Genomic DNA, 20,742 nt, shown 5'->3' with positions numbered 1-20,742 from the left:
CGCCTTCGATCACCTTGGGCGCAGACATGACGCCACCTTTGACTTGCCCCTCAAGAGAACCCGAAACGCCACTCACGAGAGTCCCGAAACCCGCAAAGTGAGGTTCAGCCGCCCCACCAGCCCCAGCCCCGGATCAGCGGTCCCCGGCAGCACCTTCGGCACCCCGTGGAATGCCAGCCGCGACTCCCCGCCGAACACGAACAGGTCCCCCGACCGCAGATCCACATCCGTATAGGGCCGCCCGCGATCCGCAGTGTTCCCGAACCGGAAGACGCACGCGTCCCCCAGACTCAGCGACACGACCGGCTCCAGCGATGCCTCGTCCTTGTCCTGGTGCATCCCCATCTTCGCGGCGGCGTCGTAGAAGTTCACCAGTGCGATGTCGGGGTCGTAATCCGAGGCCCCGTAGGCATCGGTCACCGCCCGCCGGCCGAGATCACCCAGCCACGAGGGGAACGGGAGCACCGGGGAGCCGTCGTCGGTCACCTTCGAGTACCGGTACGGGTACCAGTGCCAGCCGAGACAGACCGTCCGCACGGACATCACGCCGCCGTTCGGCAGCCGTGTCTGCCGGTAGCCACGCCAGCCGCGGCAGACGTCGACCAGCTTGCGTTGTTCGTCGAGGTCGAGCCAGTCCGGGACGTGCACCGCACCGGGTGCGACTTCGGCCCGGGGTCGGGGGATCAGCGCGTCCACACCTCGAGTCTGCCAGGACGCGCGCCGATGATCCGGTGGCCCCGCACCATGACGCCGGCCGCGGTGAACCACCGCAGCACGCGGTGAGCGAAATGCGGTTGAGACGGAGCGGCCTTGACTGTCACGGCGGAGAACGTGCCATAACGAGCCGCGAGAAGCCACCTTTCGGACTACTCCGATCGGCCGGTTGACCGCAGTGCGAACACCCGGTTACTGCGCGAGTTCGACGACGGTCACCCCGGCTTGAGCGGGCACGGGGTCGTTCATCGCCGCCAGGACCGCGGGGACGTCGTCGAGGCCGACCCGCTTGCCGATCATCGCCTCGAGGTCGATTCCGGCGGTCTCGACGACCCGCAGCATCTCGGGGTACTCGTGCGCTTGCAGTCCGTGGATGCCGACGATCTCCAGTTCCCCGCCGATCACGCGGTGCATCGGGATCGGCGCGATGCCCTGCGCGGGCGGCATCAGTCCGGCTTGGACGTGCCGTCCCCGCTTCCGGAGGCTACCGATCGAGGCCGCGCAGGTGGACGGCGAGCCGAGGCAGTCGAGGGAGACGTGCGCGCCGCCGCCGGTCAGCTCCCGGACCTGGAGAGCGACGGCTTCGTGGCCCTCGAAGCCCGAAGGGTCGACGACCGAAACAGCCCCCATCCGCGTGGCCAGTGCCCTGGCCTGCGGGGAGGGGTCGACGGCGACGACCGACGCACCGGCCGCGACGGCCAGCAGGATCGCCGAGACCCCGACGCCTCCGCAGCCGTAGACCGCGACCCACTGGCCGGGCCGGACGCCGCCCTGCCGCAGTACCGCCCGGAACGCCGTCCCGAAGCGGCAGCCCAGTGCCGCGGCCTCGGCCGAGGACAGCGAGTCCGGCAGCGCCACGAGGTTGACCTCGGCGTTTTCGATGGCGACGTACTCCGCGAACGAGCCCCAGTGGGTCGCGCCCGGCTGGAACTCGCGGTCACAGATCTGCTGGTCACCGGCCGCGCACTGGGCGCAGGTGCCGCACGCGCAGACGAACGGCACCGTCACCCGGTCCCCCTCCGACCAGCCGCGGACGCCCTCTCCGAGCGACGCGATCCGGCCGGCGAGTTCGTGCCCGGCGACGTGCGGCAGGTTCACCGAAGTGTCGTGACCTTGCCAGGAGTGCCAGTCGCTGCGGCACACCCCGGTCGCCTCGACGGCGATCACCACCCCGCCCGGCGGCACGACCGGATCCGGCACCTCGCGTACCTCGGGCAGCACCCCGAACTCCTCGAAGACGACCGCCCGCACCCGTACTCCTCCTGCCTCTCGGTGAACCCGCGTCCGCGATCGACGTCGGCAGGGCGCTCGCCGACGATGCACGCCACGTTCTGCATCCAGGGCGCCCTGCCACCGCGATCACGGGGCCTTCGGCCGGGGCGGGTTCACGCGTGTGGTCTTGTTCCAGAGAAGCGTCCCAGCTCCGCCATCCAGCCTCTAAGCCTCCCGGCCTCGTTGCATCACCAGGCCCTCGCCGGGCACCGTACACCGGGCCGCCCGCCCTCGCGGCGGTCCCAGAAGCCGCGACAGGGACTCCGACGGCACTCCGAGGATGTCCTCGAGATTCTTGAGCACCAGCAGGGATTCCGGCCGTTCCGGACGACAGCGCCCGGACTGCCAATGGCTCAGGGTCGCGAGGCTGATCGAGCACCCCCGCCCTCGCAGCCGGTACCGGATCCGGTCGAGACCGAGACCCCTCGCCCTGATCGCCGCCCTGAGGGCGTCCGCGAACGGCCCGGTCTCCAGCAGCCGCCTGAGTTCCCGTCCTTCCGCAACCCCCCGGTCGATGGTGTGTGTCCGCTGACCGGTCATTGTCATCGCCTTCGCACGCTCGCTAGCCACCCGGAATAGCGCAGCCTAGGCGCGTGAACACATGATCGGAAGGGCCTTAGATCACCTATCCGACCGGCATGTGGGTGACGTGCCGAAGAGCCGAATTATGCAGGGACGTAGGGAAAATTCCCACCGCGCGCACCGGCCGAAACGCGTCCACAGTGGACACGGGGTCAGCGGAGCGCGACCGACAGTGCCTGGGCGATCTCCTTGCCGATCGCGTGCGTCGCCGCGTCCGGCGGCGAGCCGACCTTGACCACCATCGGGCCGCCGAACGGCTGGCGCTCGACGACCTCGATCCGCTCGCCGAGGCCGATGGAGTGTTCGGTGAGGTAGCGCAGGAGTTCCGGGTCGGTGTCCCAGACACGCACGATCTCGCCGACCGCGCCGGGCGGGAGGTCGTCGAGGATGCGCATCGGCATCTCCTCGACGCTGCCGTCGGGGGCGGGGATGGGGTCGCCGTGCGGGTCGCGCACCGGGTTGCCGAGCTTCGCCGCGATCCGCTCGACGAGCCTGTCCGACACCGCGTGCTCCAGCGCGTCGGCCTCGGCGTGCACCTCGTCCCAGGTGTAGCCGAGTTCGGACACCAGATAGGTCTCGATCAGCCGGTGGCGGCGGAGCACCGAGCGGGCCAGCAGCCTGCCCTCGGTGGTCAGCTCGATCCCGCGGTACGGCACGTGCGCGACCAGCCCGAGCTGGGACAACTTGGTGACCATGCCGGACGCCGACGACGGGCTGACCTCCAGCCGCCCGGCCAGTGACGTGTTGGTGACGGCCTCGCCGCGCTCCACCAGCCCGTAGATCACCCGGACGTAGTCCTCAACGGACGACGACCTGCGATTTGCCCCTTCACCCATGCGTGCGAGTTTACGGCTTGCCTCTTGGTCGCGGCTCACCCAGCGTGCGGCCGCCAGCGGTACCGGATCCAGCCGGGGACGGGGTCGGCGCCGAGCTGGGCGTAGAACGCCTCGCCCTTCTCGTTGCCCTCCTGCATGTCCCACTCGACCCGGCCCGGCGTCCGGGCGGCCAGCTCGTCGAGCAGTTCCCGCCCGAGGCCGAAGCGCCGGTGCTCGGGACGCACGAAGAGGTCGTCGAGCCAGATCCCCGGCCTGGCCTCCCAGGTGGAGAAGTTCCAGCTGCAGAAGGCGAAGCCCGCGACCTCGTCCGGTTCACCCGGCGGGGTGGCGAGGAGCACCCACGCCTTCGGCTCGGGGCCGAAGAGGAACCCGGCCATCTCCCGGCGGTCGAGCTTCAGATCGTGTTTGTCCTCGTAGACCGCGTGCTCCTCGATGAGCGCGCAGATCTCCTCGATGTCGTCCGCGACGGCGTCCCGTACCGGCATCAGTGTCAGCTCCGTTCGTAGACGAGGTCGCCGCCGACGGCGGTGGCGACGACCTGGATCGAATCCAAAGTGGACTCGTCGGTCGGGTCGGCCGAGAGGACGGCGAAGTCCGCGAGCTTGCCGGGCAGCAGCGTGCCCAGGTCCTTCTCGGCGAAAGCGGCGTACGCGGAGCCATAGGTGTAAGCGTGCAACGCCTCGGCCGGGGTCAGCCGCTCTTCGGGACCGAGAAGGACACCGGAGGCGGTCTTCCGCCGCACCATGTCGGCCAGCGCGAGCAGCGGCGCGCCTTCGACGACCGGGCGGTCCGAGCTGGCGGGGAGCACGCATCCCGCGTCGAGCAGGCTCTTGAGCCGGTAGCACCAGGGCTCGCGCTCCGGGCCGAGCGCGGCGCGCATCCCGTCGCCGATTTCGTTGACGAACCGGCCCTGGGGCGAGGCGATCAGCCCCAATGACGCCAGCCTCTTCAGCTCCTCGGGCCGCAGTACCGCGCAGTGCTCGATGCGGTGCCGGTGATCAGGACGCGGATCCGCTTTCAGCGCGGCTTCGTAGGCGTCGAGGACGACGGTGATCGCACGGTCGCCGATGGCGTGCGTCGCGATCTGCCAGCCCGCCCGGTGCGCGGCGGCGATCGTCCGCGCGATCTCGTCCTCGGGCACCTGGAAGTAACCGACGTTGTCCGGCTCCCCGGCGAACGGCTCGTGCATCGCGCAGGTCCGCCCGATCAGCGAACCGTCGGCGAACAGCTTCATCGCGCCGAGTCGCAGCCACTCGTCGCCGAAGCCGGTGCGCATCCCCAGGTCAAGTCCAAAGCCCGCCCCGGCGTCAAGATCGTGGAGCACGCTGGCCGCGACCATCACCGTGCTCCGCACCCGCAGCACCCCGCGGTCGCGCGCCAGCTGGTAGGCGGCGAGTTCGGCGGGGGTCTCCCCCACGAGACCCCCGCCGATCCCGGCCTCTTGGACGCTCGTGATCCCCTCGGAGAGGTAGCGCTCGCTCGCCCGGTCCAGCCCGCGCACGACCCTTTCGATCGGCGTCGGGTAGGTCAGCGGCCGCAGCAGCAGCTGGGCCTGCTCCCGCAGCAGCCCGGTCGGCGAACCGTCCTCGTCGCGGACGACGTCACCACCCACCGGAACGTTCGCGAGGTCCAGCTGCTCCAGCACCGCGGAGTTGACCACGGTCATATGCCCGGACGTGTGCTTGAGCCGCACGAGATGCCCGGGGGCGGCGCGGTCGAGCCCCTGCCTGGTCGGATGGCCACCCGCGAGCTTGTTCTGGTCGTAGCCACTGCCGATGATCCAGCCGCCCGGCGGTGTCTCGGCCGCCCGCCGCGCGACGGCGTCGTACACCTCGTCCACGCTGCGGCAATCCGAGAGCGCGACGTCGTCGAGCGCCATGCCGAACCACGCCATGTGGTTGTGCGCGTCGTGGAAGCCGGGCACCACCACCGACCCGCCGAGGTCGACCCGGCGTTTCGCGGAAAGCGCGGCCGCATCGTGGCCCAACGCGACAATTCGTCCGTTCAGCGCCGCAAGCGCTACGGATTCCCCTGTTCCGGTGAGGAACCGGGCGTTCTCGTAGACCGTGTCGACCCGCATGAATCCGACCCTATCGATCGATCGATCGGTCGTCTAGGCTCGGGGACATGAGCACCGTGGACTACGCACTCGACGACGGCATCTGCGTGATCTGGCTGAACCGCCCCGAACGGCTCAACGCGGTGGTCGCGGAACTGGTCGACGACCTGCTGGAAGCACTCGACGCGGCCGCGAACTCGGACGCGCGGGCGGTCGTGCTCGCCGGCCGGGGGCGCGCGTTCTGCGCCGGTCACGACCTCAAGGAGCCCACCCCGGAGGGTGATTCACGCCCCAGGCTCGACCGGCTACAGGACGTGACGCGCCGCCTTCGCGGGCTGCGTCAGCCCGTCATCGCCGCGGTCCACGGGTACGCGATCGGCGCGGGGGCCGAGTTCGCGATGGGCTGCGACCTGATCCTCGCCGCCGAGGACGCGGTGTTCGCCTTCCCCGAGGTCTCGCTCGGCCTGAGCGTCACGGGTGCGGCGTCGCGGCTGCTGCCGCTGCTGGTCGGCCCGCTCAAGGCCAAGGAACTCCTGCTGCTGGGCGAACGCGTGAGCGGCGCCAAGGCGCACGAACTCGGCCTGGTCAACGCCGTGCTGCCCGCCGACGACCTGATGGACACCGCGCTCGACTGGGCGGCCCGGATCGCCGCCCATCCGGCCGCCGCGGCCACGATGGCCAAACGCGCCCTCGATTCCGGCATCGACAGTTCGCTCGACGCCGCGCTCGAACTCGAAGTCAGCCACGCGCTGATCACCGAGCACTCCGCCGCCGTCCTCGCGTCGGCCGAAGCGTTCCGGAGCCGGACATGACCTCGCTCGCCGGGATCGACACCCTCCTCGGGCTGACCAGCCGGGCCGCCGCGCTCTGGCCGGGCAAAACGGCGTGGATCTTCGACTCCACCGGTGAGCGCTTCACCTTCGCCGACGTCGACGCGCGCAGCACGGAGTTCGCCAACGCGTTGCTGGACCTCGGCGTGGAGCCGGGCGACAGGGTCGCGGTGATGCTGCGGAACCAGCCCGAGTTCCCGTTGTTGTGGCTGGCCTTGGCCAAGATCGGCGGCGTGCTCGTGCCGGTCAACACCGGCTATCGCGAATTCGACGGCGCCCACGTGCTCCGGCATTCCGGCGCGAAATTCGCCGTCGCGGCCGAAGAATTCCTGGAATTGCTGCACAAGATCGCGCCGGAGACCTCGCTGAGGCGAGTGCTGACACCCGGAGAACTCACCGGCTCCGGCGGTGGCCCGGCCTTCACCAGCGAAGGCGAACGCCCGGTCAACATCCAGTACACCTCCGGCACCACGGGCGCCCCCAAGGGCTGCGTCCTGCCGAACCGGTACTGGACGACGCTGGCGATCAGCCTGGCCACGGAATTCCCCATGGTCGGCGCGGACGACGTCATCCTGACCGCGCAGCCGTTCCACTACATCGATCCACAGTGGAACGTCGCGCTGGGGCTCGCGGGCGGCGCGACCCTGGTGGTGCTCGACAGGTTCCATCCGTCCACGTTCTGGGAGAAGGTCCGCGAACACGGCGTCACCTGGTTCTATTGCCTCGGCCTGATGCCCACGCTGCTGCTGCGCCAGCCGGAAAGCGAGCTGGACAAGGCACACCAGGTCCGCGCGATCTGCGCGTCGGCCATCCCGCGAGACCTGCACGCCGCGCTCGAAGCGCGCTGGGACACGCCTTGGTACGAGGCCTTCGGCATGACCGAAACCGGCGGCGACATCCGGATGTACCCGGCGGATCACGCAGAGACGATCGGCACCGGTTGCCTCGGCAGGCCCGCGCCGACGCGCGAGGTGATGATCGCGGACGCCGACGGCAAACCCCTGCCGCGCGGGGAAACCGGGGAGCTGCTGATCCGCGGGGTCGGGCTGATGCACGGCTACCACGACGACCTCGAAGCGACCAGGCGCGCGTTCGACGGCGGCTGGTTCCACACCGGCGATCTGGCCACAATGGACGAAGAAGGCCGCGTGTACTACGTGGGCCGCACCAAGGACATGATCCGCCGCAGCGGCGAGAACATCTCCGCCGACGAGGTCGAACGGGCACTGCAGCTGCATCCGGCGGTCAAGCTCGCCGCCGTCGTCGCGGTGCCGGACGAGCTCCGCGGCGAGGAGGTCAAGGCGTACCTCGTCCTCGACGAAAACGAGGGCCACCAGTGCGAACCGGCCGAACTGGCGGAGTTCTGCTCGGCGAAACTGGCCTACTTCAAGGTTCCCCGGTTCTGGACCTTCGCGGATGAACTGCCGATGACGCCGTCGGAGCGGGTCGCCAAGGGCGAGCTGAAGAAGACGGAAGACCTCCGTGCCGGTTCGTGGGACAGGACCACCGAAACATGGTTGTGAGCACCCGCGAAAGGGTCCGCCAGGCCGCGGTGAAACTGTTCGCCACCAAGGGTTTCCACGGCACCGGCATCCGGGACCTCGCCCAGGAGGCGGAGCTGTCGTCGGCCAGCCTGTACCACTACATGGGCACCAAGGAAGACCTGCTGGTGGCCATCATGAACGAGTCGCTGCGGCGGCTGCTCGACGCGGCCGAGCAGGCGACCGCCGGGCTGGCCGATCCCGTGTCGCGGCTCGGATCCCTGGTGGCGCTGCACGTCCTCGCGCACGCCATCCAGCCGGACGACACCCGCGTGGTGGACAACGAGGTGCACGCGCTCACCCCCGGCGCCAGGGCCGAAGTGGTGGAGCTGCGCGACGCCTACGAAAGACTGTGGGCGGACGCCATCGAAGACGGTGTCGCGGCGGGTGTCTTCCACACGGATCAGCCTTCGGTCACCCGGCTCGCACTGGTGGAGATGTGCAGCGGGGTCGCGCGCTGGTATTCACCGAGCGGGCCGCTCACCCTGGACCAGCTGGCCTCGCATTACGCGGAACTGGCCCTGCGGGCGCTCGCCTGTGAACGTCATCTGGATGTCACGGCACTGCAAAACTGCCGTGAAGTGGTCTCGGGAGTGTGGCGAGTGCCCGTTTAGCGGCGACTTTAGGACGGTACGCCTTGCTCAGACGGCTTCTCTGGGGGACGCTCGAAGGGTGACTGAGCAAACGATCCAACTCGAACTGGACGACTCGGGTCTCTCGCCGGCGTTGCCGGTGCCTTCGAACCCCCGTGATCAGGTGCAGGACGTCCCCTACCGCCCGGTGGGATTCCGCGACGACGACCTGCCCACGGCCCTCGAACGGTGCGCGACATGGCTACGCCAGGCTCAGGAGTGGCTCGGGGAACCGGTCGATGTGCTGGCCGTCCATCTCGACTATGACGACCGCCAGGGTTCGCCGTATTACGACGTGAAGCTTCTCTGCAACGAGGAGGACCTGGCCGGGGTCCCGATCGCGATGCGGGGCAAGAAGGACGACGACTAGGGCCGCTGACGTAATGAACGGGACTTTCCTTGCGAATTTTGCAAGGAAAGTCCCGTTCATTACATGTGCCGCACGCCTCAGCCGAGGGTGCCCCCGACCTTGACGTGCCCCTTCAGCAGGTTCCGCGCGATGGTCCGGCGCTGGATCTCGTCGGTGCCCTCGTAGATCCGCAGCAGCCGCAGTTCGCGGTACCACCGCTCGACCGGCAGTTCCCGCGTGTAGCCCATTCCGCCGTGGATCTGCAGGACGCGGTCGACGATCTCGTTCGCCTTCACCCCGCCGTACAGCTTCGCCATCGACTGCGCGTGCCGCGAGTCCAGCTTCTGGTCGACCTGCCAGGCGGCGTGCAGCACCAGCCAGCGCAGCGCCTCCAGCTCGGTGCCGGAGTCCGCGATCATCCACTGGATGGCCTGGCGCTCGGCGATCTTCTGCCCGAACGTCTCCCGGGTGTTGGCGTGCTCGATGGCCATCGAGATCAGCCGTTCGCACGAGCCGATCGCGCGGGCGGGCAGCAGGTAGCGGCCGGCGCCGATCCACTGCATGGCCAGGTCGAAGCCGTGGCCGAGTTCGCCGAGGATCTGGGTCTCCGGCACGCGGACGTCCTCGAAGACGAGCGCCGCCGGGCCCCATTCGCCCATGGTGTCGATGTATTCGGACTTCCAGCCCGCGTCGCGGTCGACGAGGAAGCAGGTGACGCCGCCGTTCGCGCCCTTCTCGGGGTCGGTGATCGCGAACACCATCACGAAGTCGGCCTCGTTGCCGCCGGTGATGAAGGTCTTCTCGCCGTTGATGACCCAGTCGGTGCCGTCCTTGCGGGCGGTCGTCCGGATGGCCTTGGCGTCCGAGCCCGCGCCGGGTTCGGTGATCGCGAAGCACGACTTGCGCTCGCCCGAGATCGTCGGGAGCAGGTAGCGCTCCTTCTGCTCGTCGTTGGCGTAGTACAGGATGTTGTCCGCGGCGCCGCCGAAGCGGAACGGCACGAACGTGCGGCCGAGCTCGGCCTCCAGCAACGCGGTCATCACCGCGGACAGGCCCATTCCGCCGTACTCCTCGGGCGTCTGCACACCCCAGAAGCCGGACTCCTTGGCCTTCAGCTGCAGTTCGCGCAGCTCGTCTGAGGTCAGGCCGGGCTGACCGGCTCGTTCGCGGCGCAGCACCTCCTGCTCACGTGGCATCAGGTCGCGCTGGACGAACGTGCGGACCCAGTCGCGCACCTCGCGTTCCTCGACGCTCAGAGAGAAATCCATGGTCAGCCCGCTCCTGTTCGGCATTGACTAAGCGCTCGCTTAGCTCAGCGTACCGCTTCGGTTGTCGTTCGCCGAGAAGTTGTCATAAGTTTTCGCAACCTGTTCTCGTCTCGTCGAAGGGCACCCATGAGCACGGAAGCACCCGCGGCGAAGCGGGACCGGACCCATTACCTCTACATCGCCGTCATCGTGGCGGTGGCGCTCGGCATCGCGGTCGGCATCCTGTTCCCCGCGCTGGGCAAGGAACTGAAGCCGCTCGGGACCGGGTTCGTGAACCTGATCAAGATGATGATCTCGCCGATCATCTTCTGCACGATCGTGCTCGGCGTCGGCTCCGTGGCGAAGGCGGCGAAGGTCGGCCGCGTCGGCGGGCTCGCGATCGGCTACTTCCTCGTGATGTCGACGGTCGCGCTGGTCATCGGCCTGGTCGTCGGCAACATCCTCCAGCCGGGCACCGGCCTGCACCTGACCCCCGAGATCGCCGAAAAGGGCCAGGACCAGATCGCCAAGAGCGAAGGCACCGTCGAGTTCCTGCTCGGGATCATCCCGAAGACACTGGTCTCGGCGTTCACCGAGGGCGAGGTGCTGCAGACGCTGCTGGTCGCGCTGCTCGCCGGGTTCGCGCTGCAGAAGCTCGGCACCAAGGGCGAGCCGATCCGCCGCGGCATCGAGCACATCCAGCGGCTCGTGTTCCGGATCCTCGCGATGATCATGTGGGCGGCCCCGGTCGGCGCGTTCGGCGCGATCGCCGCCGTCGTCGGCGAGACCGGCTGGAAGGCGCTGCAGAGCCTCGCGGTGATCATGCTCGGCTTCTACATCACCTGCGCGCTGTTCGTGTTCGTGGTGCTCGGGCTGATCATCGGCCTGCTGGCCAAGGTCAACATCTTCAAGCTGCTGAAGTACCTCGGCCGCGAGTTCCTGCTGATCCTGTCGACGTCGTCGTCGGAATCGGCGCTGCCGCGGCTGATCGCGAAGATGGAGCACGCCGGGGTCTCCAAATCCGTGGTCGGCATCACCGTGCCGACCGGGTACTCGTTCAACCTCGACGGCACCGCGATCTACCTGACGATGGCGTCCATCTTCATCGCGGACGCGCTCGACAAACCGCTGACCATCGGCGAGCAGATCTCGTTGCTGGTGTTCATGATCATCGCGTCGAAGGGCGCCGCCGGGGTCACCGGCGCGGGGCTCGCGACGCTGGCGGGCGGGCTGTCGTCGCATCGTCCGGAGCTGGTGGACGGCGTCGGGTTCATCGTCGGCATCGACCGGTTCATGTCCGAGGCCCGCGCGCTGACGAACTTCGCGGGCAACGCCGTCGCGACCGTGCTGATCGGCACCTGGACCAAGGAGATCGACCGCGAGCAGCTGGACCGGACCCTGGACGGCCAGTCGCCCTTCGACGAAGCGACGCTGCTTGACGAACATTCGAGTAATGCCAGCGTCGAATCGGGTAAGAAGGAGGTGTGATCGAATGTGCGGTCCGCTGGTCCCCGCCCCTGCCCACTGAACCCCGGTTCCTGGCCCTGCTCGACGAACTCGAGCAAGGCCGGTACGAGAGCTACCGTCAGGACATCGACAAGCGCCGGTTCCTGACCGGCCGAGTGCTGGCGAAAACCGTCACCGCCGAACGCCTCGGCCTCGCCGTCGAGGACGTGAAGTTCGACGCGACCTGCGATGACTGCGGCAAACCGCACGGCCGCCCCCGGGTGCCCGGCGCGCCGCTGATGCTGTCGATCTCGCATTCCGGCGACCTCATCGGCGTCGCGGCCACCGCGGGGACGCCGGTCGGTCTCGACGTCGAGACCGCCACCAGGCGGGCCGAAGACTCGCTCATGGAGTACGCGCTGACCCCGACCGAGCAGGCCGCGATCTCCGGCCTGCTCGACGAGGAGCGCGCGACGGCGTTCTTCACGTACTGGACGCGCAAGGAAGCCGTCATGAAGGCCACCGGGAAGGGCCTCAAGATCCCGCTGCAGAGCATCACGTTCTCCGGGTACGACGAGCAGGCGCGGTTGGCACGCTCGAGTCACCCGGCCCTCGACCCGGAACGGACGCGGCTCGCGGACCTGAAGGCGGCCGAGGGCTACCGGGCCGCCGTCGCGCTGCTGACGTCCGACGAGATCTCGGTGACCGAAGACTTCGTGACCCTCTGACCCCCCGCGTTTCGTCCTCTAGTTGCGGTAGTTGCACGCGCAAGGACCGCAACTAGAGGACGAAACGCGAAGGGGGTCAGATCTCCAGGCCCATGGCGGCCAGCAGGGTGCGGAACTTCGCCGAGGTCTCGTCGAGTTCGGTCTGAGGGTCGGAAGCGGGGACGATGCCGCCACCGGCGTACAGCCGCATGGACGTGTCGGCGATCTCCGCGCACCGGATCCCGACGGCCCACTCGCCGTCCCCGGCCGCGTCGACCCAGCCGACGGCGCCCGCGTAGTACGCGCGATCGAACGGCTCGAGTTCTCCCACCAGCGAGCGCGCGGCGCCGGTCGGCGTGCCGCAGACCGCGGGTGTCGGATGCAGCGCGGCGGCGAGGTCCAGCGCGGTGACGTCCTGGTCGATCAGTTCGCCGGTGACGGTCGTCGAAAGGTGCCAGATCGCCGGCGTCGAGACCAGCTCGGGACCGCGGACGTCGAGGGTCCGGCAGAAGGGCCGCAGGATCTCGACGACGGACTCCACCACCACGGCGTGTTCGAGGTGGTCCTTTTCGGACGCCAGGAGCGCCTCACCATGGGCCTTGTCGATCGCCGGGTCCGCCGAACGGGGCATCGACCCGGCATGCGGCCGGGACAGCACGGCGCCGCCGGTGCGGGACAGCAGGAGTTCGGGGGTGGCGCCGACGAGCGTGCGCCCGCCGGGCAGCTGCGCGCCGTAGGTGGTGTGGCGGGGGTTGCCGTTCGCCAGGTTCCGGACGACGTCGGCGACCGGAACGGCTTCGGAGAAGTCGAGATCGAGCGCGCGGGCCAGGACGACCTTGCGCAGGTCCCGGTCGCTCAGCGCCGAGACGGCCGCGCGGACGGCGGCCAGATGCGCCTCCGGTTCGGGCACGGAAGTGACCTCGACCGGCTGCGGGAGCGCGGTGCGCGGCGGTACGGCCCCGCGGTCGGACGACGCGCGGTGCACGGCGCGGGGCAAGACCAGGTGACCAGGCGTCGACGTGCCCTCGCTGGTGTCGAAGGGCAGCACGCCGACCGCGATCGGAGCGCCGGTGCCGGCGAACAGCCCCGGAAGTGCCCGGGACAGCCGCACCGGATCGGTGTCGGTCGCGGTGGCCGCGGCCCCGCTCGCGAGGAGCGCGTGCCGTGCCGTGGCCAGGAGAAAGTCGCCCCGCTCGTAGCGGGCGGCCAGGTCTGCCGGGGTCGCCGGTGCGGTACTGGTCGTCACCCCACCAGCGTCCCAGGCTCCGGCTGAGACCAGGGGAAAGTGTTGCCCGGGCAACAGCCTCTCGGGCAGCACCTTCCCCTGGACAGCCCGTGACCTGGGCGGAAGCGTTACTTCAGCGCCTCGAGGAGGGCCTCGCGCTGCCGCTCACCCAGACCGGCTGCACGCCGGTCAGGGTCGATCCCGGCCTGCTCCAGCAGGGCGGCGACCTTGACCGCGCCCAGGCCGGGCACGGCCTTCAGCAGCTGCGTGACCTTCGTCTTGCCGATGGTCTTGTTCTCCTTGGCCTGCTTGAGCACCTTGTCGATGCTCTCCTTGCCGGACTTGATCGACGCAAGCAGCTCGGAGCGCGCCTTGCGAGCCTCAGCCGCCTTGGCGAGGGCATCGGCGCGCTGCTCCGGAGTCAACGTGGGCAGAGCCAACGTAGTAGTCCTTTCATCTCAGGTCTCCGCTTTCGCGGCCGACGGCCTTTAACCATGCTTGCGAGAGCAAGCGCTGGCCAGCCGTCTCTGTACCACGGCCCCAGTAAACGCCACCCGTTCCGCGACCGTGAAACCGACACGCACTTATTACCCCTCGACCACAACCTGGGCAACCCGCCCCAGCCTGCGGAAACACGCCATTCGGGCGGCGATTCGATGGCGTTCATCACCCTTATGAGCGATGTCACCACTTCGCACTGTTAGCCATTTTTCGTTTCATGGCAGGAAAAATACGAATTATTGATGATCTTGACCCGAACCGGCGAACACCCGTTAGCGCGACACTGTGACCGAACGGTTGCCTGCGAGGTTACTGACCAGTTCACCCGACCCGGATTAGAGTCGGCCCAACCCCAGTTCACCGGAGAACGAGCACCACGGGAGTACACGATGTTGAGCACGATGCAGGACGGACAGCTGTCACTGGGCAGGCTGCTCCGCCACGGCACCACGGTGCACTCCGAGAGCGAAGTCATCACCTGGACCGGTTCAGAAGCCCGTCGTGAGACCTACGGTGAGCTCGGCAAACACGCTGCTCGCCTGGCGAACGCCCTCCGGAGCCTGGGCATCACCGGCGACCAGCGCGTCGGCACCTTCATGTGGAACAACGCCGAGCACATGGCCGCCTACCTGGCGATTCCCGCCATGGGCGCGGTGCTGCACACGCTGAACATCCGGCTCTTCCCCGAGCAGCTGGTCTTCGTCGCCAACCACGCCGAGGACCAGGTCGTCATCGTCGACGGCACGCTGGTCCCGCTGCTGGCCAAGCAGCTGCCCGAGCTGAAGACCGTGCGTCACGTCATCGTGGCCAACGGCGACGCCTCCACCCTCCCGGCGCCCGACGGCGTCCAGGTGCACTCGTACAGCGAGCTGCTGGCCGGCCAGCCGGACACCTTCGACTGGCCCGACGTGGACGAGCGTTCGGCCGCCGCGATGTGTTACACCTCGGGCACCACGGGTGACCCCAAGGGCGTCGCGTACTCCCACCGGTCGATCTGGCTGCACTCGATGCAGGTCACCATGACCGACAGCATGCGGCTGGCCCAGCACGACAAGGCCCTGGCGATCGTCCCGATGTTCCACGCGATGGCCTGGGGCATGCCGTACGCCGCGCTGATGGTCGGCGCCTCGCTGCTGATGCCGGACCGCTTCCTCCAGCCCGCTCCCATCGCCCAGATGCTCGACGCCGAGAAGCCGACCTTCGCCGGCGCCGTCCCGACGATCTGGCAGGGCCTGCTCTCGCACCTCGACGCGAACCCGCAGGACATCTCGCATCTGCGCGAGGTCGTCGTCGGCGGCTCGGCCGCACCGCCGTCGCTGATGCACGCGTTCGAAGACCGCTACAACGTGCCGATCCTGCACGCCTGGGGCATGACCGAGACGTCGCCGCTGGGCAGCGTCGCGCGTCCGCCCGCCGCCGCGACCGGCGAGAAGGCGTGGGAGTACCGCTACACGCAGGGCCGGTTCCCCGCGTCCGTCAGCGCCCGGCTGATCGGCGACAACGGCGAGGAACTGCCGTGGGACAACGAAAGCGTCGGCGAGCTCGAGGTGCAGGGACCGTGGATCGCGGCGTCGTACTACAGCGGCACGACCGGTGACGAGCCCGACCCGGAGAAGTTCCACGACGGCTGGCTGCGCACCGGCGACGTCGGCAAGATCAGCCCGGACGGCTACCTCACGCTGACCGACCGCGCGAAGGACGTCATCAAGTCCGGCGGCGAGTGGATCTCCTCGGTGGACCTGGAAAACCAGGTGATGGCCCACCCCGCGGTGGCCGAGGCGGCCGTGGTCGGCATCCCCGACGAGAAGTGGGACGAGCGCCCGCTGGTCGCCGTCGTGGTCAAGGAAGGCCAGACCGTCACGGCCGAGGAACTGCGCGAGTTCCTGTCCGACAAGGTCGCGAAGTGGCAGCTTCCGGAGAATTGGACCTTTGTGGACGAAGTCCCCAAGACGAGCGTCGGCAAGTTCGACAAGAAGCGGCTGCGGGCGTTCCACTCCGAGGGAAAGCTCGACATCAGTCAGCTCTAACGGGTTAATCTCCCGCGCGCCTGCCCTTCCGTGAAGGCCATCTTGAGGGACGCTAGTTCCCACAAGATGGCCTTCACGGCGTTCGACGAAGGGTTCTGTTGGTGCGTAAGACAAGCAGGCGCGCGTTCCTGGCACTGGCGGGGACGACCGTGCTGTCCGCCTGCGGGTCGAACACCGTCCAATCAGGAAGCCCGCCTCCCTCGACGGCCTACTCCGCCGGGGTGACCCGGCCGAAACCGAAGCCGGTGGACCTCGCGCAGTGGTACCACCCGTATCCCGAAGCCGGTGTCCAGGAAGCCGTCACGCGCTACGCGGCCGCGTACCAGAAGTCCAAGGTCGCGGTGCAGTGGAATCCCGACGACTACGAAACGAAACTGAACGCCGCGCTGCAGGCCGGACCGGTTCCGGACGTTTTCGAAGGCCACGTCACCGTCGACCGGGTCCGGCAGAACCTCCTCGTCCCGCTCGACGACGTCATCGGGCCCGTGCGCAACGACTTCAACCAGTCCGTGCTCGCGGCGCAGACCGTCGACGGCAAGCTCTACGGCATCCCGCAGTCACTCGACACCCAGGTTCTCTTCTACCGCAAGAGTTTCCTGCAGGAGGCCGGGGTTCAGCCGCCGCAGACGCTCGACGAGCTCGTCGACGCGGCGAGGAAACTCTCCAAGGACGGCGTCAAAGGGCTGTTCGCAGGCAACGACGCGGGCGCGGCGGCACTCGCCGGGCCGCTGCTGTGGGCCGCCGGACTCGACTACCTCAAGGACGGCAAGACCGTCGGCTTCGACGATCCCCGTGCCGCGACAGCGTTCGCGAAACTCCATGACCTCAACGGTTCGCTGCTGCTCGGCGCATCGACGGACTGGGCCGATCCGATCCCGTTCATCGACGGGCTCGCCGCCATGCAGTGGACCTGGTTGTGGAACCTGCCGAAGATCCAGGACACCATGAAGGACGACTTCGGCGTCCTGGCCTTCCCCCGGCTCGACGCGGCGGGCGCGGCGTCCGTCCCGGTCAGCGGGTTGAGCGCGATGGTGCATTCCAAGAGCCTGAATCCCAACGCCGCCAAGGACTTCGTCAAATGGCTGTGGCTGGAGCGCACCGACTTCCAGCAGGAGTTCGCCACCAGGTTCGGCTTCCACCTGCCCGCTCGGCTGAGCGTGCTCGGCAAGGCCACCCCGGGGACCGAGGCCGCGAAGCTGATCCGGGAGAACGGCCGCGCCGCCGGTCCACTGTGGACACCGACGGCGAACACCGCGCTCGTCGACGCGCTGGGCAAGATCGCCCGCGATGGCGCCGATCCGGTCGCCGAGACGAAGGCCGCGGTCGAAGCGGTCAAAACCGAACTGGGTCGCCTGTCCGCGTGAGGCGGCGCGAACGGAGATAAGCGACCATCAGCAGGATCGACAGGATCACCGCGCCGCCGTCGGTGACCAGGGACGGCAGCACGCCCGGCCAGCCGTGTTCGTCGATCGCGGCCCGATGCACCTCGAACGGCACGACGTACACGCCGAACGCCTGGCCGACGTTGACCGCGAGCACCGGCCAGAACAGCCAGCGCCACCGGAACCAGACGAGCAGGCCGAGCAGGCTGCCCACGATGAAGACGTTCCCCACCAGCCGCAACGCGCCGAGGTAGACGGGCGCGTCGCCGGTTTCCACCCCTTTGAGCCGCATGCTCGCCTCGATCGAGACGACCGCGCGGATCCTGCTGGAGGCGGGCTTCTCCGAGGAGGACACGGCGGGGATTTCGCGGCTGCTCACGGCACACGTGCTCGCCTCGGTGGAAACCCTCCCCGCACGGAAGCCGGACGAAGGGTTCCTCGAACGGCTCGCGGCATATCCCCACGTGAGCAGGCTCGGCCAGGCTTTCGCCCGCCAAAGCGGGGAGGACGTCTTCGACTTGGGTGTCGAGGTCATTCTCGACGGGCTCGAAGCCCGGCTCTAGTCGCCGGAGGTTGAAGGCGTGAGGGGTGAGGCGTAAGGGGTGAGGTCGGTACCCTGACCCACTCGATACCGGCGCCTTGGTCGCTTGAAGTACGTGGTGGTCGAGTTTTCTCGGCTGAACCCAGGAAAGGGAGCCTTCACGCGCGGCCGCTGTGACTGCTGGTACGTGTGGAGTGAAAGTGGCGATCACGAAAGTAGTGAAGGCCTCCATCACTACGGTCAAGGTAGGCAAGGGGCCCTTCACGGCCCGGACCCGTGAACGACCGCAGCCAGACGCCGGTAGGCAACCAACTCTCGGCTCGCCTGGCCGGAGTGCGACTCGGGCGTTGGTGCGCGGCCGCCATCCCGGGTGTCGCGAAGCCCGGCTCTAGTCGCCGGAGACGCCCCAGATCGCCAGCTCGACGGCGACGTCGTCCTCGTAGAGCAGCGCGCAGTTCGCGCTCCAGCGCGGGCGGCGTTCGTACGGCAGCTGCCCCGCCTTGTCGAGTTCGTCGAAGCCGGCGACCGACGGCTCCTCGGTCCCGAAGGCGGTGAGGAGTTCGGCGTCGGTCAAGGGCCGGATCGTGCCGAAGTCGTCCTCGCCGGTGGCGCTGATGAACTCGTGCACGTCGAGCACCGAATGGGTCCCGGACTCCTGGACGCTCTCGATTTCGTACAGCTCCTCGACCGAATCCGGGCGGCCGAGTTCGTCCTCTTCCCAGAGGTAGTCGCCCTCCGCGAAGACGCGCGCCTTCATCGCGTCCAGCGCCGCTTCCGGATCTCCCTCGAACCGGCCGCGGACAGACCATGCCGAAGCACCCACCGAGGCCACCTCCTCACCAGCCGAGCGACCAGCTTAACCACCACGGCGACGAAAGCATTCGGCCGAACGTGACAAATCTTCGCATTACCCTTTTCTGGCGTTCACCCCACGGCTAACGTCGTCCGGCATCGTCCTTCCGCGACACCCACCCGCGACGAGTAGGGGCACCGCCATGTCCGACATCTCCAGGCGAACCTTCACCGCGGCGGGCGCCGCCGGCGTCGGCCTGCTGCTGTGCACCCCGACCGCCAACGCGCTCGACCGGGCGCTGGCACGCACCGCGACCCGCGCGGCGCGCACCGCGGGCACCACGCTGGAATCCGCCGCGGCTCCGTTGAAGAGCGGTCCCGGCTACACGCGGCTGACGGCGGGTCCCGGCTGGCCGCTCGTCGTCCGGGGCGACCTCGCCGCGCCGAAGTCCGGTCGCGACGACCGGCGCCGCGCGATGGCGTCGTTCGCGCAGTTCACCGATCTGCATTTCACCGACGCCGAGAGCCCGGCTCGGTTCGAATACCTGCACCCGTTCATCGGCTCGGCGCACCGGCCGCAGGAGACGCTCGGCCCGGTCGCGACGACGGCGCTGGTGGAGCGGGTGAACAGCCTGAAGACGGGCCCGTTCACCGGGCGGGCGATCGATTTCATGGTCACCACCGGTGACAACACCGACAACCACGAGCTGATCGAGCTCGAGTGGTTCCTCAAGGTGCTCAACGGCGGCACGGTGAACCCGACGTCCGGCGACCCGAACGCGCACGAAGGTGTCCAGACGTCCGGGTCCTCGCACTACTGGAACCCCGGCAAGACGCTGGACGACGCCTACACGAAGAAGGGCTTCCCGCAGCTGCCCGGCCTGCTCGGCGCGGCCTCGAACACCTTCACCTCCCCCGGTCTCGACATCCCGTGGTTCTGCACCTTCGGCAACCACGACGACAGCATCGTCGGCACGCTGCCGGATCTGCCGGGGATGGACGCCTGGTACACCGGCCGCTTCAAGGTGATCGGCAAGGACGAGACGACGTCGCGGAAACTCGCCAAGGCGATCGGCTCCGGCTCGGGCGTCCCGATCACGGAGCTGTTCGGCGGCTCGGGCACGATCCGCGAGATCACCCCGGACGCGCGGCGGCGGCCGTTCAGCACCGCGGAGTTCGTGCGGCACCACCTCGACACCGCCAACACCGGTCCCGGCCCGGTCGGCCACGGGTTCAGCGGCAACAACGCCGACGGGCGCAACGTGTACTACACCTTCCGCATCGCGCCGGGCGTCGTCGGTATCAGCCTCGACACCACGACGATGGCCGGACTCGCGGACGGGTCGATCGGGCTCGGGCAGTTCACCTGGGTGGAGAACACGCTCAAGCGCAACAGCTCGGTGTACTACGACTTCTTCGGCCGCAAGGTCACGCAGAACGTGACGGACGAGCTGTTCATCCTGTTCAGCCACCACACCAGCGACACCATGGGCAACGTGCTCCCGGACGCGCGGCATCCGCTGGAGTTGCGGCTCAACGGCGACACGTTCGTCTCGCTGCTGAACCGGTTCCCGAACGTGCTGGCGTGGGTCAACGGGCACACGCACCACAACAAGATCACCCCGCACCCCGGCAAAACGGCGAAACAGGGCTTCTGGGAGATCAACACCGCTTCGCACATCGACTTCCCGCAGCACGCGCGAATCATCGAGGTCGCCGACAACGCCGACGGCACGCTGTCGCTGTTCACGACGCTGATCGAAGCCGAAGCGCCGTACGAGGCGGAGTACTCGGACACCTCGACGCAAGCGCTTGCGTCGCTGTACCGGGAGTTCTCGTACAACGACATCCACGCTTCACTGGGCGCCGTCGGGACGGCTCAGGACCAGAACACCGAACTCCTGCTGCCGAACCCCCTCACCTGACCCACGGCCTGTCTCCCCCCGCGTTTCGTCCTCTAGTTGCGGTACTTGCGTGTGCAACTACCGCAACTAGAGGACGAAACGCGGGGGATGGTCGCGAAAGTGACACAGATCCTGGCCTTCTTGCCGGCCACCGT

General features: G+C 68.5%; 21 protein-coding genes. 10 read left to right on the top strand and 11 right to left on the bottom strand.

Annotated features, from left to right (window positions below):
* Positions 1-72: 72 nt before the first annotated feature.
* From ACZ5IK_RS02595 to ACZ5IK_RS02570, 6 genes are all read right to left on the bottom strand, one after another.
* Entirely contained in the window at positions 73-696 is a 624-nt protein-coding gene (locus ACZ5IK_RS02595; protein WP_465486236.1) for an alpha-ketoglutarate-dependent dioxygenase AlkB family protein, read from the bottom strand.
* Between the two features lie 210 nt (positions 697-906).
* The gene (locus ACZ5IK_RS02590) at positions 907-1,965 is read right to left on the bottom strand and encodes a zinc-dependent alcohol dehydrogenase family protein (protein ID WP_465486235.1); all 1,059 of its coding nucleotides are present in this window, start codon (positions 1,963-1,965) and stop codon (positions 907-909) included.
* A 186-nt stretch (positions 1,966-2,151) separates the two neighbouring features.
* Positions 2,152-2,532 (bottom strand): transcriptional regulator, encoded by a 381-nt coding sequence (locus ACZ5IK_RS02585; RefSeq protein WP_465486687.1) that lies wholly within the window; start codon positions 2,530-2,532, stop codon positions 2,152-2,154.
* A 188-nt stretch (positions 2,533-2,720) separates the two neighbouring features.
* On the bottom strand, positions 2,721-3,404 hold the full coding sequence (locus tag ACZ5IK_RS02580; RefSeq protein ID WP_101610768.1) for a metal-dependent transcriptional regulator: 684 nt from the start codon (positions 3,402-3,404) through the stop codon (positions 2,721-2,723).
* Positions 3,405-3,439: 35 nt separating this feature from the next.
* On the bottom strand, positions 3,440-3,889 hold the full coding sequence (locus ACZ5IK_RS02575; protein ID WP_101610769.1) for a GNAT family N-acetyltransferase: 450 nt from the start codon (positions 3,887-3,889) through the stop codon (positions 3,440-3,442).
* A gap of 5 nt (positions 3,890-3,894) precedes the next feature.
* Positions 3,895-5,484, bottom strand: coding sequence for an amidohydrolase (locus tag ACZ5IK_RS02570; RefSeq protein ID WP_465486234.1), 1,590 nt, complete (start codon positions 5,482-5,484; stop codon positions 3,895-3,897).
* Positions 5,485-5,531: 47 nt separating this feature from the next.
* Between ACZ5IK_RS02570 and ACZ5IK_RS02565 the strand changes: the two genes are divergently transcribed.
* Genes ACZ5IK_RS02565 through ACZ5IK_RS02550 form a run of 4 tightly spaced genes read left to right on the top strand, consistent with a single transcriptional unit; the run spans position 5,532 to position 8,836 of the window.
* Complete coding sequence (locus ACZ5IK_RS02565) at positions 5,532-6,275, top strand: enoyl-CoA hydratase/isomerase family protein (RefSeq protein ID WP_410665702.1); 744 nt, start codon at positions 5,532-5,534, stop codon at positions 6,273-6,275.
* Positions 6,272-7,816 carry an AMP-binding protein gene (locus tag ACZ5IK_RS02560; protein WP_465486233.1) on the top strand — a complete coding sequence of 515 codons (1,545 nt, stop codon included), beginning with the start codon at positions 6,272-6,274 and terminating at the stop codon, positions 7,814-7,816. The genes ACZ5IK_RS02565 and ACZ5IK_RS02560 overlap by 4 nt, the downstream gene beginning before the upstream one ends.
* Entirely contained in the window at positions 7,807-8,448 is a 642-nt protein-coding gene (locus ACZ5IK_RS02555; protein WP_465486232.1) for a TetR/AcrR family transcriptional regulator, read from the top strand. The genes ACZ5IK_RS02560 and ACZ5IK_RS02555 overlap by 10 nt, the downstream gene beginning before the upstream one ends.
* Before the next feature lie 58 nt (positions 8,449-8,506).
* Positions 8,507-8,836, top strand: a complete 330-nt coding sequence (locus ACZ5IK_RS02550; protein ID WP_101610774.1) for a hypothetical protein — start codon at positions 8,507-8,509, stop codon at positions 8,834-8,836.
* A gap of 77 nt (positions 8,837-8,913) precedes the next feature.
* Here the strand turns inward: ACZ5IK_RS02550 and ACZ5IK_RS02545 are convergent, their stop codons facing one another.
* Positions 8,914-10,083, bottom strand: a complete 1,170-nt coding sequence (locus ACZ5IK_RS02545) for an acyl-CoA dehydrogenase family protein (RefSeq protein ID WP_410665700.1) — start codon at positions 10,081-10,083, stop codon at positions 8,914-8,916.
* Between the two features lie 126 nt (positions 10,084-10,209).
* On the opposite strand from ACZ5IK_RS02545, the gene ACZ5IK_RS02540 reads away from it, so the two are divergent.
* A complete protein-coding gene (locus ACZ5IK_RS02540; protein WP_465486231.1) occupies positions 10,210-11,550 on the top strand; it encodes a cation:dicarboxylate symporter family transporter in 1,341 nt (446 codons plus the stop codon).
* The gene (locus tag ACZ5IK_RS02535) at positions 11,547-12,236 is read left to right on the top strand and encodes a 4'-phosphopantetheinyl transferase family protein (protein ID WP_465486230.1); all 690 of its coding nucleotides are present in this window, start codon (positions 11,547-11,549) and stop codon (positions 12,234-12,236) included. The genes ACZ5IK_RS02540 and ACZ5IK_RS02535 overlap by 4 nt, the downstream gene beginning before the upstream one ends.
* Before the next feature lie 76 nt (positions 12,237-12,312).
* Here ACZ5IK_RS02535 and ACZ5IK_RS02530 read toward each other — a convergent pair whose 3' ends face one another.
* Complete coding sequence (locus ACZ5IK_RS02530) at positions 12,313-13,461, bottom strand: isochorismate synthase (protein ID WP_465486229.1); 1,149 nt, start codon at positions 13,459-13,461, stop codon at positions 12,313-12,315.
* 107 nt (positions 13,462-13,568) lie between these two features.
* Positions 13,569-13,880: an integration host factor, actinobacterial type gene (gene mihF, locus ACZ5IK_RS02525; RefSeq protein WP_005155963.1), complete on the bottom strand. Its 312-nt coding sequence runs from the start codon at positions 13,878-13,880 to the stop codon at positions 13,569-13,571.
* Positions 13,881-14,330: 450 nt separating this feature from the next.
* On the opposite strand from mihF, the gene ACZ5IK_RS02520 reads away from it, so the two are divergent.
* Together ACZ5IK_RS02520 and ACZ5IK_RS02515 are read left to right on the top strand one after the other, a co-directional pair.
* Positions 14,331-15,968, top strand: coding sequence for a long-chain fatty acid--CoA ligase (locus ACZ5IK_RS02520; RefSeq protein ID WP_465486228.1), 1,638 nt, complete (start codon positions 14,331-14,333; stop codon positions 15,966-15,968).
* A 101-nt stretch (positions 15,969-16,069) separates the two neighbouring features.
* On the top strand, positions 16,070-17,332 hold the full coding sequence (locus ACZ5IK_RS02515; RefSeq protein WP_465486227.1) for an ABC transporter substrate-binding protein: 1,263 nt from the start codon (positions 16,070-16,072) through the stop codon (positions 17,330-17,332).
* Here ACZ5IK_RS02515 and ACZ5IK_RS02510 read toward each other — a convergent pair.
* Entirely contained in the window at positions 17,301-17,642 is a 342-nt protein-coding gene (locus ACZ5IK_RS02510; RefSeq protein ID WP_465486226.1) for a hypothetical protein, read from the bottom strand. The two genes, ACZ5IK_RS02515 and ACZ5IK_RS02510, sit on opposite strands and share 32 nt — an antisense overlap.
* On the opposite strand from ACZ5IK_RS02510, the gene ACZ5IK_RS02505 reads away from it, so the two are divergent.
* A complete protein-coding gene (locus ACZ5IK_RS02505) occupies positions 17,641-17,913 on the top strand; it encodes a TetR/AcrR family transcriptional regulator C-terminal domain-containing protein (RefSeq protein WP_465486225.1) in 273 nt (90 codons plus the stop codon). The two genes, ACZ5IK_RS02510 and ACZ5IK_RS02505, sit on opposite strands and share 2 nt — an antisense overlap.
* 366 nt (positions 17,914-18,279) lie before the next feature.
* Here ACZ5IK_RS02505 and ACZ5IK_RS02500 read toward each other — a convergent pair whose 3' ends face one another.
* On the bottom strand, positions 18,280-18,714 hold the full coding sequence (locus ACZ5IK_RS02500; RefSeq protein WP_410665692.1) for a hypothetical protein: 435 nt from the start codon (positions 18,712-18,714) through the stop codon (positions 18,280-18,282).
* A 172-nt stretch (positions 18,715-18,886) separates the two neighbouring features.
* Here ACZ5IK_RS02500 and ACZ5IK_RS02495 point away from each other — a divergent pair, with 172 nt between their 5' ends.
* Positions 18,887-20,608 carry a TIGR03767 family metallophosphoesterase gene (locus tag ACZ5IK_RS02495; protein WP_465486224.1) on the top strand — a complete coding sequence of 574 codons (1,722 nt, stop codon included), beginning with the start codon at positions 18,887-18,889 and terminating at the stop codon, positions 20,606-20,608.
* Positions 20,609-20,742 lie beyond the last annotated feature (134 nt).

It is taken from the genome of Amycolatopsis sp. NPDC031561 (assembly GCF_055580625.1).
Note: the sequence above shows the minus strand (reverse complement) of the source record. Positions and strands in the feature narration are given on the sequence as shown.